Raw genomic sequence first — 16,288 nt, forward strand, 5'->3', positions numbered from 1 at the left:
GGCGCGCGAAGGTGGGTCAGCGGCGGCGCAGCAGCATGACGACAGCGACGATGACGATGATGAGGACGACGGTACCCAGACCTATGTACACAGGTTTCTCTTTCCCTCGGGGGAACGGCACCCGTTGGTGCCGCAGGAAGCCGAGTGCCCCGATCGGGGCCTTTCAGGCCACCCGGGTGATTCTGTTGCCCCGCCGTGACCTGCACCCGTACCCACACCCCACCGGTTTGAGGCGAACCGCACCGGGCTCGGCGCGGGACCGGGCCCGGCACTCGTGGCCGCGGTCGCCGCCTCGCACGGCGGAACGGCCCGCGCCGCGAACATCCCACCGGGAGACGCGGGAGGCGCGGGAAATACGGGAGCTGCGGTCATGCTCGACTTGCCCTGCTGAGGCGGTCAGCGGGAGGCGTGCGACGCGGTCGCTCGGTGTACGAGAGCGGCCGCGGGGGCGATGGCGAGGAGCGCGGCCAGGGTCGCGTAGCCGTGGTCGAGGGTGGTGAGCGTGGCGACGGCGGCGACGAGCAACGGGCCGCCCGCGTCGCCGAGTTCGCGGCCGAGCTCGGCCGCGCCCATCGTCTGGCCGAGCCGCTCGGCGGGAGTCGAGGCGGCCAGGGCCGCGAAGCCGAGCGGGGTGATCAGGCCGGTTCCGGTGCCGATCAGGGCCGCGCCGGACAGCACGCCGGGCACGCCCGGCAGGGTCGCGCAGCCGAGACCTGCGGCGGCGAGCAGGAGCCCCGCCATGATGCCGCCGCGCGCGGTGAGGCGCCCGGCGTCCAGGGCGCGTCCGGCCCGGGGCTGAACGACGGCGGCACAGGCCGCGAGCACCGACACGGCCGCACCGGTCGCGACCGTGCCCAGGCCGGCCGCACGGCCGGAGACGGGCAGGAAGCCCACACCGACGGAGAGGGCGGCGGTCGCGGCGGCCAGCGCCGCGGTCGGCCGGAGGAAGTCCGGACGGCCGAGCCGTCTGGCGAGGTCCAGCACCGTCTGCCGGGCCCTCGGCAATGGTGGCACCACGGGAACGGCGAGCGCCGCCCACACGGCGACCGCCGCGCCGAGCACCGCCAGGACCGCGAACAGCAGCCGAAGCCCGCCCGCCCACACGAGCACTCCGCCGAGCAGCGGGCCGAGGGTGTAGCCGACCGACTTGTAGAAGCCGTAACTGCCGAAGGCCCTGCCGTGCTTCGCCGCCGGGTTCAGCCGGGCGACCAGCGCGGAGGCCGAGGGCGAGAAGGCGGACGCGGCGGCGCCCTGGCCGAGGCGCGCCGCCCACAGCAGGCCGGGGCTGTCCGCGAGTGCGTACACGGCGGAGGCGGCGGCGAACGCGACGAGCCCGCCGAGCAGGACCGGGCGGGCGCCGACACGGTCCGCCAGTGTGCCGAAGACCGGCTTGAGCAGCACCTCGGCGCCGTCGTACAGGGCGAGCAGACCGCCGAGCACCATCAGCGAGGTGACCGCGCCGCTCCCCTGGCCGCCGAGGTTCGCGGCGATGCCGTGGGCGCCGAACGCGGTGGTGAATCCGGCCGCGTACAACGGCCCCATCTGCCGGGCCGGGGCCACCCGGGTGCCGGGGGTACCAGGAGTGCCAGGGATACCAGCAGTGCCGGGGGTGCCGGGGGTGTCGGTCATCGGCTCCGCTCCAGTGTTCCGCGCGGGGCGCGGAAGACCTGCTCCGCGTGGTCTTCGCGGATGGTCGCGCACTGCTGGAGGTTTTCGCCGGTCATGGCGCGAGGTTACGTCCGCCGGGGACCTGCCGGGCCGAGATGACCGCGCCGGCCCACGGGAGGTGCGGGTGGCGCGTGGCCCGGACATCCCGCCGTTCAGGGACGCAGCCGGTCGAGCGCATCGTCCAGCGTCGTCGCGGCCATGATGAGCGAGAGATGGGTGAACGCCTGCGGGAAGTTGCCCAGTTGCTCCCCACTGGGGCCGATCTCCTCGGCGAACAGGCCGACATGGTTGGCGTACGTCTGCATCTTCTCGAAGGTGTAGCGGGCCTGGGGGAGCCGTCCCGCTCGGGCGAGCGCGTCGACGTACAGGAACGTGCAGAGACTGAACGTCCCCTCGGAGCCGCGCAGTCCGTCCGGCGAGGCCTGCGGGTCGTAGCGGTAGACGAGGCTGTCGGAGACGAGGACCCGATCCATGGCGTCCAGGGTGCTCAGCCAGCCGGGGCTGCGCGGGGAGACGAAGCCGACGCGGGGGGCCAGCAGCAGGGACGCGTCCAGCACGTCGCCGTCGTAGTGCTGGACGATCGCCTGATGCTTGTCGTTCCAGCCGCGCGCCATGACCTGTTCGAGGATCGCGTCCCGGGCCGCGGTCCAGCGGGCGGTGTCGGCCGGTCGGCTGAACTCGGCGGCCAGCTTCAGGCCCCGGTCGAACGCGGCCCAGCACATCACCCGGCTGTACGTGAAGTCCTTGCGCCCGCCGCGGGTCTCCCAGATGCCCTCGTCGGGCCGGTCCCAGGAGTCCGCGAGCCAGTCGAGGATGCCGGCCAGCCCCTTCCAGCCGTGGTAGCCGGCCTGTTCGCCCACCGCACGGCCCTCGGCCAGGGCGTAGAGGGCCTCGCCGTAGATGTCGAGCTGCAACTGGTCGGAGGCCGCGTTGCCGACGCGCACCGGGTACGAGCCGCGGTAGCCCTCGAAGTGCTCCAGGATCTCCTCCGTCAGATGCGGGTCGCCGTCGACCCGGTACATGATCTGGAGGATTTCGTCGTCCGGTCCCTCGCGTGCATGGAGGCGGTCGCCGAGCCAGCGGGTGAACTGGGTCGCCTCCTCCACGAATCCGAGGTCGAGCAGCGCCCGTACCGACAGCGAGCCGTCCCGCACCCACGTGTACCGGTAGTCCCAGTTGCGCTCACCGCCGACCTGCTCGGGCAGTCCCATGGTGGCGGCGGCGACCGGCGCGCCCGTCGGGGCGTAGGTGAGGAGCTTGAGGGTGATCGCGGAGCGGTGCACCATCTCCGTCCAGCGGCCCCGGTAGTTCGAGGTGCGCACCCACTTCTGCCAGAAGTCGACGTTGTTCCACAGGTCCTCGGTGATCCCGTCGATCGTGGGGGGCGGCGGCGCTTCGCCGTCGGGCCCGCACACCGTGAACACCACGGCCGCCTGCTCGCCGTTGTCGAGGGTGATGCCGCCCCGGACGTCCTGCCCGTCGCGCTCGAACGGGATGTCGCCCTGGAGGTAGGCGGTCGCGCCCGGTGACCGGAACGTCGCCGTGCCGGGGGTCAGGTCGAGTTCGTGGGTGGCCCGCGCGTAGTCGAACCGCGGCCGGCACTCCAGAGCGAAGTGCACGGTGCCGCGCACCGATCGCACGACGCGCACCAGACTGTGCCGGTCGGTCGGGGTCGGGCCCGGCAGGACCGGCATGTAGTCGATGATCTCGCCCACGCCGTCCGGGGACATGAAACGGGTCACCACGAGGGCCGTGTCCGGGTAGTAGAGCTGCCGCCAGGTTCCCTCGGGGTGATCGGGCGCGAGGCGGAAGTAGCCGCCGCCGTCGTGGTCCAGCAGCGAGGCGAAGACACTGGGGGAGTCGAAGCGTGGTGCCGGGAACCAGTTGACCACGCCCTGGGACGACACCAGGGCCGCGGTCTGCAGGTCCCCGATCAGGCCGTGGTCGGCGATGGGCGGATAGCGATCCATGCTGGCCTCCTTGTCGGGCTCGTCAGGCCGCTTCGGCCTCGACGCGCCCCGAACCGACGGCGTCGACGAGCGCCCGGTGGTCCTTCTCGTTCTGGTCGGCGTAGCTCTCGGCGAAGGGGACCAGCGCCCGGTCGAAGACGTCACCGCCGCCCAGATAGGAGGCGATGGCGATCCGGTCGCCCGACCTCGCGTGTGCGCGGGCCAGCGTGGCACCGCACAGTTCGCCGAAGGCCCGCAAGCCGGACGGCACCATGGCCTCGGGTTCGGCGATCCCCTTCCAGTCCCGCAACTGCCGTACATAGAAGTCCCGTCGGCGGCCGTCGATGCCGTCGGCCCGTTCCCAGCCCAGGAAGATGTCACTGGTGGCCTGCATGAGCCGCTGGCCGGCGACCACGCGCTCGCCCTGCGTCCGGTACTCGCTCGCGCCGGCGAACGGCGCCAGTACCGACTCGTCTGCCTCCTTGGCCTGGAGGAGCAGCGGATCCGTGTCGTCCCGGCCGAGCAGGAGAATGATCCAGCAGCGGGTGCCCACACTGCCGACGCCGACCACCTTGCGGGCCACGTCGGCGATTTGGTACTGCTCCAGCAGGAACCGCCGGTCCGAGTTCAGACTGCGGCCGTAGCGTTCGATCAGCCGGCGGATCTGCTTCTCCAGGGCGCTGCGTTCCACATCCGGAAGCAGATCTTGCAACGGCGTGATGAGCGGCGGATCCGGGGCGATGCGGGCCTTGCCGTCGACCAGGTGGGTGAGCTTGGCGAAGGCCTGGAGACTGTCCCGGGTACGCGCCTTGGCCGTCGTCCTGGACCATCGCTCGCGCGCCCGCGCGCTCAACTCCCCGGCGATATGGGTCCGTACCCACTCCTCGTCGAAATGCGTGTACCACACGGGGAGATTGCCCAGACCGGCGAAGCGTCTCATCCACTCGCGGTACGACCGCACCGTCGTACGGACGATGTCGGCGCGCTCCTTGCCGCCGAAGCCGTTCGCCCGGCCCGCGATGACGAAGCTGGTGGACAGCCGCTTGACGTCCCACTCCCAGGGGCCGGGCAGCGTCTCGTCGAAGTCGTTGATGTCGAACATCATGCGGCGCTCGGGCGAGGCCAGCAGCCGGAAGTTCAACAGATGTGCGTCACCGCATAGTTGGACTCTGATCCCGGACCGTGGGGTGTCGGCGAGGTCCCCGGCCATGATGGCGGCGGCCCCGCGGTAGAACCGGAAGGGTGACTCGGTCATCCTGCCGTAGCGGATCGGTACGAGCTCGGGCACCCGGGTCGCCGACTGTCCCTCCACGACGTCCACCGGGTCGGTCCGCTTCGGCGAGGGGGTGAAGTCGGCATGACTGGAACGGGGTACGGCGGACCGGGCGGCCCTGCCCAGCGCGGCTCGCTCCGCCGGTGTGTGGTGCGGAGGATGGCTGCCGGCCGGGTGTTTGGGGGTCACTGCAGACGCTCCGCGATGTGGTCGCCGACTCGGAGCGCGTTGGCGATCGCGGTCAGCGAGGGATTCACCGCGCCGATGCTCGGGAAGAAGCTCGTGTCGACGACGTAGAGGTTGTCGAGGTCGTGGGCCCTGCAGTTGATGTCGAGGGCCGAATCGGCGGGGTCGTGGCCGAAGCGGACCGTCCCCGCCTGGTGCGCCGTCGCGCCGATGGGCATGCCCTTGTGCAGATAGATGCTGTGCGACAGGAGATGGTGCTCGCGCATGCCCAAGTGGCCGAGCATGCGCTGCAGTTCGTGCCGCAGGCGCTGGAGTCCGGCGATGTTGTTCTTCTCGTCGAGGGCGAGATGGATGGCGCCGTCCCCGTCCAGGGTGACGCGGTTGTCCGCGACGGGCAGGTCCTCTCCGCACAGCCAGAAGTCGACGGCGTGGTGGGCGAGTACCTCGAAAGGCATGTCGGGCGAGACGGCTCCCGCCCAGCGCGGTGCCTCGCCGTGGATCTGCTCGGAGTCGGACTTGCCGAGCATCTGGATGCCGCCGAGGGGGTAGTCCCAGTCGTCGGACCCCAGGTACCAGTCGTGCAGCGCCAGCGTCTTCTGGAACTTGGTGTCGTTCGGTTCCTTGGATATGGCCATCAGGGCGAGGTTGTTGTGCCGCATGTAGTGACGGCCCACCACGTCCGAGCTGTTGGCCAGGCCCCGCGGATGCCGGTCGTTCGCCGAACGCAGCAGCAGGGCTGCCGAGTTGACGGCACCACAGGCGACGATCACGATGTCCGCGCTGAATTCGACCGTCGTACCACCGGCTGAACCGTTGCCGTCACCGTTCTCGCCACTGCCACTGCCACTGTCTCCGTCTCCCAGCGTGGCGACGACAGAGGTGACGCTCCGGCCCGTGGGGTCGGTGTCGAGCCGTCGTACGTTCGCGTGGGTGACCATCTCCACGTTGGGGTGTTCGAGGGCGGGGTCGACACAGATGACCTGCGCGTCGGACTTCGCGCCGACCAGACAGGGGAAGCCGTCGACGCGGTCGCAGCGGATGCAGGCGCTGGCGTGCGTGGCCCCGCCCCGGTCGTCCTGGGTGAGGTTCACCCCGATCGGGAGGTGGAAGGGGTGCAGCCCCCGCTTCTCCAGGTCGTCACTGAGCTGCTGGATGCGCGGCTCGTGCCGGACCGGCGGATAGGCGTACTGGGCGCTGGCGGGTCCTTCGGTCGGGTCCTCTCCGTGGCGGCCGTGCACGAGGTAGAGGTGTTCGGCCTGGGTGTAGTACGGCTCCAGGTCCTGGTAGCCGAGAGGCCAGGCGGGGGAGATGCCGTCGTGGTGGCGGAGCTCGCCGAAGTCCTCCGGGCGCAGCCGGAAGAGCGCGGCGCCGTAGAACTTGGTGTTGCCGCCCACGTAGTAGTTGACCTCGGGCGGGAACTGGTCGCCGTGCCGGTCATACCAGAACTCCGGGGCCCGGTACTTGCCCTTGACGAACACCGCGGTGGAGTCCCAGTTGTCGCGTTCGCGCGGGAGGTAGCCACCGCGTTCGAGGAGGAGAATCCGCTTGCCGGTGGGAGCCAGCCGATGGGCGATGGTCCCGCCGCCCGCGCCGGTTCCGATAACGATGACGTCGTAGTGACGTGAGTCGGTCATGCCGGCCACCGTCCTTGGATTGTGGTGCGGGACTGCCGTGGAAGGGGGCATGCGGCCCGATCACCAAGGTAGCTCTGGGCCATATGTCCGGCGAGTTGAGCTAATCGGGCGAGCCCAGGCGGCGGACCACGGCGGGTTCCCGTGCGATGACGGCACCGGCGGTGATGCCCACGGAGATGACGACGCACAGTCCGATCAGCCAGGGCAGCACGGTGAAGACCGCGCCCAGCGAGCCGTAGCGTTCCAGGCTGTGGTTGAGCGCGTAGGGTACGTACACCTTGGCGATCACCGACAGCACGGTCAGGGCCACACCGGTCACGATCGCGCCGGGCAGCAGCGGCAGCCAGGGGACGCGCCCCGCGAGCAGCAGGTGCTGGGTCCACCACCAGACGCCGATCTCGGTGAACAGGAGCAGCGGGAAGCCGAGCCAGGACCCCCACGCCGAAGCCGGTCCGCAGCGGTCCCTGCAGGGCGATGACGACCAGCAGGGTCACGATCCAGACGAACCAGCGCCAGACGGCGATCCGCGCACTCGCGGCCGGCAGCAGCCAGGCGCGCTGACAGAGCCGCTGCATCGCCCGGCTGCACGCGGTGGCGGACAGCAGCACCATCAGAAGGCTGACCGCCCCGGTGCTCTGCCGCAGGCCCGCGGAGTCGGCTCCGTACACCTTCTTCAGCTGCTGGTCGGCGCTGCCGGTGATGCCGAGGATGTCGTGCACGGAGTCGACTATCTCCTTGCGTACCGACTCAGGGGCGAAGGAGGCGACCACGAAGAGCAGCGGAACGGCGGTCAGAAAGGCCTGGGCGGCGAGCCGGGTCGCGGAATCCAGCAGGTTCACGGCGATGAGATGGGAGGAGAGGCGGGTGATGACCGGGAACCGCGTCTCGGCGCCCGTGCGCATTCCCAGCAGCCGGGCCCGCAGCGCCGCCGTCCGCCGGCGCAGCCGGCTCCGGCCGCCGCCGGCGTTCGAGCCCGGTTCTTCGCCTGTGCGCATGCCGCTCCCCGTGTCGGGCCTTGGCCGGGCACTCCGTCGGGGGTGACCGCGCCACAAGGGTGCAGTCCGGCGCGGTCGCCGGGCTCGCGGCGCGAGCGCCGTTGGGCCGTACGGGGGTGGCGGCGGGCCGTGGTGTGCCGGGCGGAACGGTGGATTTGTGGAGGTCGGCGGGGGAGGTGACGATGAAGGCATGTGCGATGCCGCGGCTCTGAGCCGCGCGAGACCACGCGGGGGCGGCGATGGTCCTTGACCTGGTCCTCATCGGTCTGGTGATCGCCCTGGACCCGCTGCCGGTCACCGGATTCGTGCTGGTGCTGTCGTCGCGCAACGGAATCTGGAAGGGCCTCGCCTTCATCCTCACCTGGCTGGCCACGTTCGTCGGCATCATCGCCGCGGTGCTGCTCATGACCGGCGGTCAGCCACCGCCCGCGAAATCCGCGCCGTCCACGGCCGCGCTGGCCGCCAAACTGGCCATCGGTGTCGGAATGGTCTGCTACGCGGAGCGCACCCGCCGCAACATCGGCAAGCGGCCCAAGTCCTCCGGCTTCATGTCGCGGATCGAGCGGATCTCCCCTTGGTCCGCGGCCGGACTGGCGCTGCTGCTCCAGCCGTGGGGGATGGTCGCGGCCGGAGCGGCCACCGTCGTGGAAGCCGACCTCTCGCACGCCGCGTCGTACGCGGCGCTGATGGGCTACGTCCTGCTCGCCACTTCCAGCATCTTGACGATGGAGCTCTACGCGACGTTCGCCCCGCGATCGGCCCATGTCCGGCTCGGGAAGCTGCGTGCGTGGCTGGAGGGGCACCAGGATCAGGCGCTGGTGTCGCTGGTGCTGTTCCTGGGGCTGTGGCTGGTGGGCAAGAGCATCTACCAGCTGACCGCGTGAACCACCCGTACGGCCCGAACGGCCCTGTTCGCCAGGGGTGCGAGGAGGGTCGTCAGCGGCTGGAGGGAGCCGTCGCACCGAAGTGCGGCGGCTTCCGTCCGGTGCTGCAATGGCATTGACGAGGGGCAGGGGGACCACCATGACCATGCAGGGGTGAAGCCGTGAGCGAAGATGAATTCGTCGAGATGGGACCGATCGACTATGTGGTCGTGGAGTTTCCCGGTAACCGAATGACCGGTGAGGGATTTCCGATCCTGGTCGATCTGGTGGACCGCGGCGTCATTCGGATTCTCGACCTTTTGTTCGTGAGGAAGGACAAGGACGGCTCTGTGGTCGGCATGGAGATCGCCGACTTCGACGGAGACGGAGCGCTCGACCTCGCCGTCTTCGAGGGTGTGTCCTCCGGCCTGCTGGGCGAGGACGACATCGAGGAGGCAGGGAGGGCCCTGGAACCCGGCAACTCCGCCGGAATCCTGGTCTACGAGAACGTGTGGGCGGCGCCCTTCGCCACCGCCCTGCGCCGCGGCGGTGCCCAGATGGTCGCCTCCGGGCGCATTCCGGTGCCGGCCGTGCTGGCCGCGCTCGAAGAGACGGATGCCGGATAGACGACACGGAGGCCGGACGGCCGCCGACGGCGGAGCGGTCCGGCCACGACCGCGACCGCGCCCCCGGACCCGCCGATCGGCGGAAGGTCCGGGGGCGCGGTCGTAGCCGTGGGGCCTGTCGGGTTGTGTCCGTGCCGCGTCTCGGGTCGTGGCCGTGGGGCCTGTCGGGCTGTGGCCGTGCCGCCTGTCGGGTCGCGGCCGTGCCGCCCTCAGGCTGTGTCCGTGCCGCCTGTCAGAGCGTGCCCGCCGCGCTCGTCAGGGAGGCCCCGTGCCCGCCGTGCGTGCGGTCCCGGTCTGTCGGGCGCGGGCGTGAGGGAAAGGGTCGAACCGGCAGTGGCCCCGCATCTCGGTGCGGGGCCACTGCCGGCCGGAGAGTCCTGGGGGAGCGGTCGGTTACTCGGTACGTGCGTCCCGGCTGGGCCCGACGCACAGCGCCCAGATGACGAAGGCGTCGACGGCGATCAGCACGCTGGACCACACGGGGGAGTACGGCAGCCACATGAAGTTGGCGACCATGGCCAGGCCCGCCAGGGCGATACCGATGATGCGGGCCCACAGCATGCCGCGGAACACGGCGATGCCGGCGAAGACGACCAGGACCCCGAGGGTGAGGTGGATCCAGCCCCAACTCGTGAGGTTGAAGCTGTAGACGTAGTTGCGGGTCGTGACAAAGACGTCGTCCTTGGCGATCGCGGCGATGCCCTGGAATATGGCCATCGCACCGCCGAAGATCATCATGACCGCGGCGAAGGCGGTCCAACCGGACACCCACGCTCCCGTACTGTCACCGGCTTCGTGCCGGTGCATACCCGTCGTAGCCATTGCGAGCTCCTCTTGCCTAGACCTCGCCACTGACCGGGCTACGGTCGGTGGCCCACATTTCAGCTTGCCATGGGAATGACGGACCGGCAGATCGTCGGAAATCGCGCCGGGCGGGGCCGAGATCGATGTGCGGGAGAATCCGTTCGGTGTTCCAATGAATATGTCCGGTGCGCTGAGAATGAATTCGGCGCGCACAAGGGATCGAATCCCTTTCGGGCTCATTCCGTATGCCTCGTGCCGGAAAGGAAACCACCGTGCCAGGTCTCCTCCGCGGGGTCGCCCGCACCGCCGTGGTGGCCGGTACGGCCACCGCCGTCTCGAACCGTGTGTCACGTCGTCAGCAGGGGCGATGGGCCCAGCAGGAAGCCCAGCAGCAGTATCAGGAGCCCCCGCCCGCCGCCGAGCCCGCACCCGCGCCCGCCGCGCCGGCCGACGACATGACCAGCAAGATCGATCAACTGAAGCAACTGGGGGACCTCAAGGCCCAGGGCGTGCTCAACGAAGCCGAGTTCGAGGAACAGAAGCGCAAGATCCTCGGCTGACCCGGGCACGGTCCTCGACGAGAAAACCGCTACGAGACCACGACGAGAAGCCATCACGAGAAGCCACGACGAGAAGCAACGACGAGCACACAGGCCCGGCGGCCGAGGGATCAGCCCTCGGCCGCCGAGGCGTGACGAGGGCCCAACGCCGGGCTGTGAGGCGGACCCGGGTGCCCGCGGGTGGGATGACCCCGGGGTCATCCCACCCGGTGACCGTTCTCCAGTTCCGCCGTTCCCGAGTTCTCCGCCAGGACGTCGAGTGCGGCGAGGACACGACGGCCCGAGGCGCCCGGCAGATGCGTGGCCAGTTCCTCGCGCGGCACCAGCCGCCAGGACAGCAGTTCCTCCTCCTGCAGCCGGATCGCCTTGAGGTCCCGTTCGCCGAGTACGCCGCCGTCGTACAGATATGCCACCAGCGGCGGGCGCGCGGGCCACTGGACCCAGTCGACGGCCAGGAGTCGTCCGAGCTCCACGTCGAGGCCGATCTCCTCGGCCGTCTCGCGGCGCGCACCCTGCCGTGGGCTCTCCCCGTCGTCGGACTCCACCGTTCCGCCCGGCAACGTCCACCCCTCCCGGTAGTTCGGCTCTACGAGGAGCACCCGCCCCTCGGCGTCGCGGAAGAGGGCGGCGGCCCCGACGAGGACACGGGGCAGGCCGGCGAGGTATGCGGCGAAGTCCGAAGTGGTCACTCCGGAAGGGTAACGAGCGGACACCGGACTTTCCCGGGCTCCGGCACCGACCCGGTGTCCGGGACCGACCCGGGCTGCGGCTCCGACCCGGTGTCCGGCACCGACCCGGGCTCCACCGACCCGGGCTCCAGCACCGCCACCCCTCCCGACCCTGACCCCGGCTCAGGCCCTGGCCCCCGCTTCCGCCAACGCGACCGTGCGTGAGGCGAGCTCGCTGATCCGGACCCCGTCGAAGCCGAACACCGCGCTGCGGACGGTGTCCTCCAGCGGGTCCTTCCACTGCGGGGGAATCGCCTCCGCCCCGCACAGGACGCCCGCGACGGAGCCCGCGGTCGCGCCGTTCGAGTCGGTGTCCAGACCGCCGCGGACGGTCAGCGTGATGGTGCGGGTGAAGTCGCCGTCGCCGTACAGCAGCCCGGCCGTCAGCACCGCCGCGTTCGGGACCGTGTGGATCCAGCCCATCCCGGCTGTCTCCTCGGACACCGTGGTCAGCGTGTCCTCCCAGGTCATCCGGGTCTCGTGGAGCGTGAGCACCCGGCGTACCGTGCGGGCCAGGCGACTGCTCGCGGGGATCACGGTGAGCGCCGTGTCGAGCGCGTCCCGTACGGACGGGGCGGTGAAGGCCGCGGCGATCAGCGCCGCCGCCCACATCGCGCCGTAGACGCCGTTGCCGGTGTGGGAGAGGACGGCGTCACGGCGGGCCAGGGAGGCCGCGCGCTGCGGCAGCCCCGGGGACGTCCAGCCGTAGACATCGGCGCGGATCAGCGCGCCGATCCACTCCTGGTACGGATTCTCGTACGTCGCCGTCACCGGAGGCTTCAGACCCTGGGCGAGGTTGCGGTACGCGGCCCGCTCCGCCGTGAACGTCTGGAGATACGGAAGGCGCAGCAGCCACAGGTCACCGACCTGCTCGGTGCTGAACGAGAAGCCGTGCGTCTCCAGGAGGTCGAGTCCGAGGATCGCGTAGTCCACGTCGTCGTCACGGCAGCTGCCGTGGATGCGGCCGCGCACGCAGCTGCGCCACTCGGGCCGCAGCTCGAACTCCCCACCGGCACCGTCGTCGGCGGGCCCGGGGAGATAGTCGGTCAGGGGCAGGGCCGCCGCCTGCCGCAGATAGCGGTCGATCCGGTCCCGCGTCCAGTGGTCGCCCTGCTCGACCGGTTTGCCGAGCATGTTGCCCGCGATCCGGCCCAGCCAGCCCCCGAGGACGCGGTCGGCGATGTCGGTGCCCACAGGGGTCATGGCTCCGGTCTACCCAATTCCGGGCGGGCGTGCGCGCCGGGGCGATACGGAATCGGGTGCTCCGGGAGTACCCGAGGCCGCCGGTGTCCCGCGCCGGGCAGCCTGCGGCGACCGGTCCCCGAGCCGGTCCCGGGGCTCGTCCCGCAGGCTGGGCAGGGGCATGACGGCGGGGGCTCCCTCCGGTTAAGGTCGCAGCGGCGCGACTGCCTTGACGTGTGCAAGGCCCGGAAGCAAGGGGAATGCAAGGTGGCGGACGCTGCAGTGAATCGGACCCCGCGGGTGCTCATCGCCGCGGACAAGTTCAAGGGATCGCTGACGGCCATACAGGTCGCGGAACGCGTGACGGCCGGACTGCGCCGGGTCGCGCCCCAGGTCGTGGTCGAGTCGCTGCCCGTGGCCGACGGCGGCGACGGCACCGTCGACGCGGCGGTCGCGGCCGGATTCGAGCGCCGCGAGGTGCGCGTCGCCGGACCGCTGGGCGACGAGGTGACCGCCGCGTTCGCGCTGCGCGGGGACACCGCGGTCGTGGAGATGGCCGAGGCGAGCGGGCTGCAGCGGCTGCCCAGGGGCGTCTTCGCACCGCTCTCGTCGTCGACGTACGGCTCAGGGGAACTGCTGCGCGCCGCGCTGGACGCCGGCGCGCGCACCATCGTCTTCGGCGTGGGCGGCAGCGCGACGACGGACGGCGGCGCGGGCATGCTGTCCGCGCTCGGCGCGCGCTTCCTCGACCCGGAGGGTGAGCCGGTGGCTCCCGGCGGCGCCGCGCTGTCCGACGTGGAGACGGCCGATCTGTCCGGCCTGGACGACCGGCTCGGCGCGGTCGATCTCGTCCTCGCCAGCGACGTGGACAACCCGTTGACGGGACCCAAGGGCGCGCCCGCCGTCTACGGCCCCCAGAAGGGCGCGGGTCCCGACGACGTGGCGGTGCTGGACACCGCCCTCGCCCACTTCGCCGCCGTCCTGGAGAAGGAGATCGGGCCGAAGGCCGCCGGGTACGCCGCGGCGCCCGGCGCGGGCGCCGCGGGCGGTGTCGGTTACGGGGCCCTGGTCCTCGGCGCCCGCTTCCGGCCCGGCATCGAGGTGATGCTCGACGTGCTCGGTTTCGCGCCCGCGCTGGAGCGCGCCACGCTGGTGATCACCGGTGAGGGGTCCCTCGACGAGCAGACCCTGCACGGCAAGGCACCCGCCGGAGTCGCGGCGGCCGCCCGAGCCGGGGGCAAGGAGGTCGTCGCGGTCTGCGGCCGGCTCGCGCTCCGGCCCGAGGCGCTCGGCAGGGCCGGCATCCGGCGTGCGTACCCCCTCACCGAGGTCGAGCCCGACATCGCGAAGTGCATCTCCGACGCAGGGCCGATCCTTGAGCGGGTGGCGGAGAACATCGGGCGGGACTTCCTGCGCTGAGGCCCGAGGGGTTCATCGCTTCCTCGGCCCGAGGGTGATCTTCGGCCCGAGGGCGGTCCGTCGCTCCGTCGGTCCGAGGGCGGTCCATTGCTCCTTCGGTCGCTCCCTCGGGCCGAGGAGTTCGTCGCTCCCTCGGGCCAGGGCGGTCCGCCGCCCCCGCCGTCGTGGCCGCTGTCGTCTCACCGCCCCGGTCCGGCTCCCGTGACCGCCGCGGCGCCCGCCAACCGGTAGGCGTCCAGGGCCAAGGTCATCTCGATCAGGTCGCGGGGGCGGGCCAGTGAGCGCGAGGTCACCTGTTCCAGCCGGCGCAGGCGGTTGAAGACGGTGTTCCGGTGGCAGTACAGGCGTCCGGCCGCCCGTCCCGCGGAGCCCTCGCACGCCAGCCACATGTCCAGCGTCTCGATCAGTACGGCCCGGTCGCCCGGTTCGAGCTCCAGCAACGTACCGAACACGTCCGACACCAGCCGGCCCGCCAGCTCCGGCTGGCTCACGACGAGCGCCGTCGGCATCCGCTGATCGAGGCGTACGACGCCGGTGGCGTCCGGCGGACAGGTACGCAGCGCCAGTTCGGCCCACCGCCGGGCGCGTCCCAGTTCGCCCAGACCCGAGACCACGGGACTGATACCGCCCGGACCCGAGCGCCGACCGTCCAGCAGCCGGGCGACCTCGTCCAGGTCCTGTTCGGCGCCCAGCGCCACCACCGCTATCTCGCAGTCGGCCCGCATCCGCCAGATGAACCGCAGCCCCGCCCCCACCATCGGCCGGACGCAGACGTCCCGTCCGTCGTGCCGCTCCGTCCGCAGCACGACGACGGCATACGGTCCGTGCTCGGGCAGATCGAGCCCGGCCGCCGCCCGCGCCGCGAGCCCCGGTGCCTCCTGACCCTCCAGCAGCGCGTCGAGCAGCGCCTGCAACTGCTCGTCGGTGCGCCGCCGCAACTCCCGTTCCGTGGCCAGGTAGGACTCCGACGCGGTCGCGGCCTGGGCGTCCACGGCCGACCACACCATCGTGGCGCACCGCATGAGCACCGCGAGCCGCTCGGGCTCCCGGCTCGCCGCGCTCTCCATCAGCGCGTCCCACACCAGATAGCCGGCGGCACGGTAGGCGTGCACCAGGAGTTCGAGCGGCAGCCCCTGCTGGGCCCGCCGCCGGCCCGCCTCCTCGGCGTGCTCCAGATCGCGGCGCGGTGAGTCCCGGGGTGCGGAGATCGCCTTGATGCCGATGCGCATCGCGGTCTCCGCCTCCCGCCACTGCTGGTCGTGCGGCAGCACCTGTCCGTAGACGGGGGAGTACTCGGTGAGCTGCCTGATGTGCTCGTCGACGAGCTCGGGCAGCCGTTCCAGCAGAGCCACACACGACTCCGCGAGCAGCTTCCAGTCATGACCGGTCCGCGGTCTGCGCCCTCCCATGGCCGGAGGATCCCACCCGGACACGGGTCGCACAGGCCCCTGACACGCGGTGTTGTGCGCATGCACAACGGGCGGGCGCCACCGGTGGGCTCCCGCCGCGTATCGGCCGCAGCCCGTGGACGGGGGTGTCCACCGGTGCTGAGGTGAGCGCCACACCGAGCGAGGACAAGGGAGATGCCATGGGCGGTTCCGCTCTGCTCGTGCGGGAACTGTCGGTCGGATACGGTCCCGTACGCGCACTGCGTCATGTGTCGTTGGAGGTGCCCGAGGGAGCCGTGGTGACGGTCCTCGGCAGCAACGGCGCGGGCAAGTCGACGCTGCTGAGGGCGGTGTGCCGGACCCTCTCCTTCCATGGGGGAGCGGTCACCGGCGGCACGGTCACGCTGGGCGGACGGCCGTTGGACCGGCTGCCGCCGGACCGGGTGGTGGCCGTCGGGGTGTCCCAAGTCCCGGAAGGCCGAAGGGTGTTCAGCCGGATGACGGTCGCGGACAATCTGCGCGCCGGAGCACTGGGCGGCACCGGCGGCCGCGCGGACAGGGCGCGCGCCCTGCGGCGCGTGCACGAGTTGTTCCCCGTCCTCGCCGACCGCGCCCAGCAGCGGGCGGGGCTGCTGTCCGGCGGGGAGCAGCAGATGCTCGCGGTCGGCCGGGCGCTCATGGGCGCCCCCAAGGTGCTGCTGCTCGACGAACCCTCGCTCGGGCTCGCCCCGTTGATGGCCGCGCGGATCGCCGACACGGTGCGGGAGATCAACGAACAGGGCACCTCCGTCCTGCTCGTCGAACAGAACGCCGCCCTCGCCCTGCGGCTCGCCTCCAGTGCCTATGTCCTGGAGGTCGGCGAGGTGACCCTGTCCGGTCCCGCGGACGACCTCGCCGCCTCCGACGAGGTGCGCCGCCGCTATCTGGGTGTGGTCGACGAGGACGCCGCGGCCGACGGAGCCTCCGCGCGCGGCGCCCTCCCGTCCCTGTCCCGTTGGAAGGGGTGACCCACG

The 16,288-nt window shown here is 71.4% G+C and carries 14 protein-coding genes; 5 read left to right on the forward strand and 9 right to left on the reverse strand.

Features of this window, described 5'->3' with window-relative positions; translation table 11 throughout:
• Window positions 1-396 precede the first annotated feature (396 nt).
• From ACZ4N5_RS06940 to ACZ4N5_RS06960, 5 genes are all read right to left on the reverse strand, one after another.
• The gene (locus ACZ4N5_RS06940) at window positions 397-1,542 is read right to left on the reverse strand and encodes an MFS transporter (RefSeq protein WP_467756300.1); all 1,146 of its coding nucleotides are present in this window, start codon (window positions 1,540-1,542) and stop codon (window positions 397-399) included.
• A gap of 278 nt (window positions 1,543-1,820) precedes the next feature.
• Window positions 1,821-3,638, reverse strand: a complete 1,818-nt coding sequence (locus ACZ4N5_RS06945; protein WP_467756067.1) for a glycoside hydrolase family 15 protein — start codon at window positions 3,636-3,638, stop codon at window positions 1,821-1,823.
• A 22-nt stretch (window positions 3,639-3,660) separates the two neighbouring features.
• Window positions 3,661-5,079: a DUF2252 domain-containing protein gene (locus tag ACZ4N5_RS06950; protein WP_467756068.1), complete on the reverse strand. Its 1,419-nt coding sequence runs from the start codon at window positions 5,077-5,079 to the stop codon at window positions 3,661-3,663.
• Window positions 5,076-6,710: a GMC oxidoreductase gene (locus ACZ4N5_RS06955; protein ID WP_467756069.1), complete on the reverse strand. Its 1,635-nt coding sequence runs from the start codon at window positions 6,708-6,710 to the stop codon at window positions 5,076-5,078. The genes ACZ4N5_RS06950 and ACZ4N5_RS06955 overlap by 4 nt, the downstream gene beginning before the upstream one ends.
• Window positions 6,711-6,810: 100 nt before the next feature.
• Window positions 6,811-7,020 carry a hypothetical protein gene (locus ACZ4N5_RS06960; protein ID WP_467756070.1) on the reverse strand — a complete coding sequence of 70 codons (210 nt, stop codon included), beginning with the start codon at window positions 7,018-7,020 and terminating at the stop codon, window positions 6,811-6,813.
• A gap of 924 nt (window positions 7,021-7,944) precedes the next feature.
• Between ACZ4N5_RS06960 and ACZ4N5_RS06965 the strand changes: the two genes are divergently transcribed.
• Complete coding sequence (locus tag ACZ4N5_RS06965) at window positions 7,945-8,589, forward strand: GAP family protein (protein ID WP_467756071.1); 645 nt, start codon at window positions 7,945-7,947, stop codon at window positions 8,587-8,589.
• 185 nt (window positions 8,590-8,774) lie between these two features.
• The gene (locus tag ACZ4N5_RS06970) at window positions 8,775-9,194 is read left to right on the forward strand and encodes a DUF6325 family protein (protein WP_467756301.1); all 420 of its coding nucleotides are present in this window, start codon (window positions 8,775-8,777) and stop codon (window positions 9,192-9,194) included.
• A gap of 393 nt (window positions 9,195-9,587) precedes the next feature.
• Here ACZ4N5_RS06970 and ACZ4N5_RS06975 read toward each other — a convergent pair whose 3' ends face one another.
• Window positions 9,588-10,016, reverse strand: coding sequence for a DUF7144 family membrane protein (locus ACZ4N5_RS06975; RefSeq protein WP_467756072.1), 429 nt, complete (start codon window positions 10,014-10,016; stop codon window positions 9,588-9,590).
• A 254-nt stretch (window positions 10,017-10,270) separates the two neighbouring features.
• Here ACZ4N5_RS06975 and ACZ4N5_RS06980 point away from each other — a divergent pair, with 254 nt between their 5' ends.
• Entirely contained in the window at window positions 10,271-10,558 is a 288-nt protein-coding gene (locus ACZ4N5_RS06980; protein WP_467756073.1) for an SHOCT domain-containing protein, read from the forward strand.
• A 197-nt stretch (window positions 10,559-10,755) separates the two neighbouring features.
• On the opposite strand, the gene ACZ4N5_RS06985 is transcribed toward ACZ4N5_RS06980, so the two are convergent.
• Both ACZ4N5_RS06985 and ACZ4N5_RS06990 read right to left on the reverse strand, forming a co-directional pair.
• Window positions 10,756-11,247, reverse strand: coding sequence for an NUDIX domain-containing protein (locus tag ACZ4N5_RS06985; RefSeq protein WP_467756074.1), 492 nt, complete (start codon window positions 11,245-11,247; stop codon window positions 10,756-10,758).
• A gap of 162 nt (window positions 11,248-11,409) precedes the next feature.
• Window positions 11,410-12,489 carry an ADP-ribosylglycohydrolase family protein gene (locus ACZ4N5_RS06990; RefSeq protein WP_467756075.1) on the reverse strand — a complete coding sequence of 360 codons (1,080 nt, stop codon included), beginning with the start codon at window positions 12,487-12,489 and terminating at the stop codon, window positions 11,410-11,412.
• 261 nt (window positions 12,490-12,750) lie between these two features.
• Here ACZ4N5_RS06990 and ACZ4N5_RS06995 point away from each other — a divergent pair, with 261 nt between their 5' ends.
• Window positions 12,751-13,887: a glycerate kinase gene (locus ACZ4N5_RS06995; RefSeq protein ID WP_467756076.1), complete on the forward strand. Its 1,137-nt coding sequence runs from the start codon at window positions 12,751-12,753 to the stop codon at window positions 13,885-13,887.
• Window positions 13,888-14,066: 179 nt separating this feature from the next.
• Here ACZ4N5_RS06995 and ACZ4N5_RS07000 read toward each other — a convergent pair whose 3' ends face one another.
• Window positions 14,067-15,296: a PucR family transcriptional regulator gene (locus tag ACZ4N5_RS07000; RefSeq protein ID WP_467756077.1), complete on the reverse strand. Its 1,230-nt coding sequence runs from the start codon at window positions 15,294-15,296 to the stop codon at window positions 14,067-14,069.
• Between the two features lie 179 nt (window positions 15,297-15,475).
• Here ACZ4N5_RS07000 and ACZ4N5_RS07005 point away from each other — a divergent pair, with 179 nt between their 5' ends.
• A complete protein-coding gene (locus ACZ4N5_RS07005; RefSeq protein WP_467756302.1) occupies window positions 15,476-16,282 on the forward strand; it encodes an ABC transporter ATP-binding protein in 807 nt (268 codons plus the stop codon).
• The last annotated feature ends 6 nt before the right edge of the window (window positions 16,283-16,288 follow it).

The sequence above is a fragment of the Streptomyces sp. NPDC026500 genome (assembly GCF_055567635.1).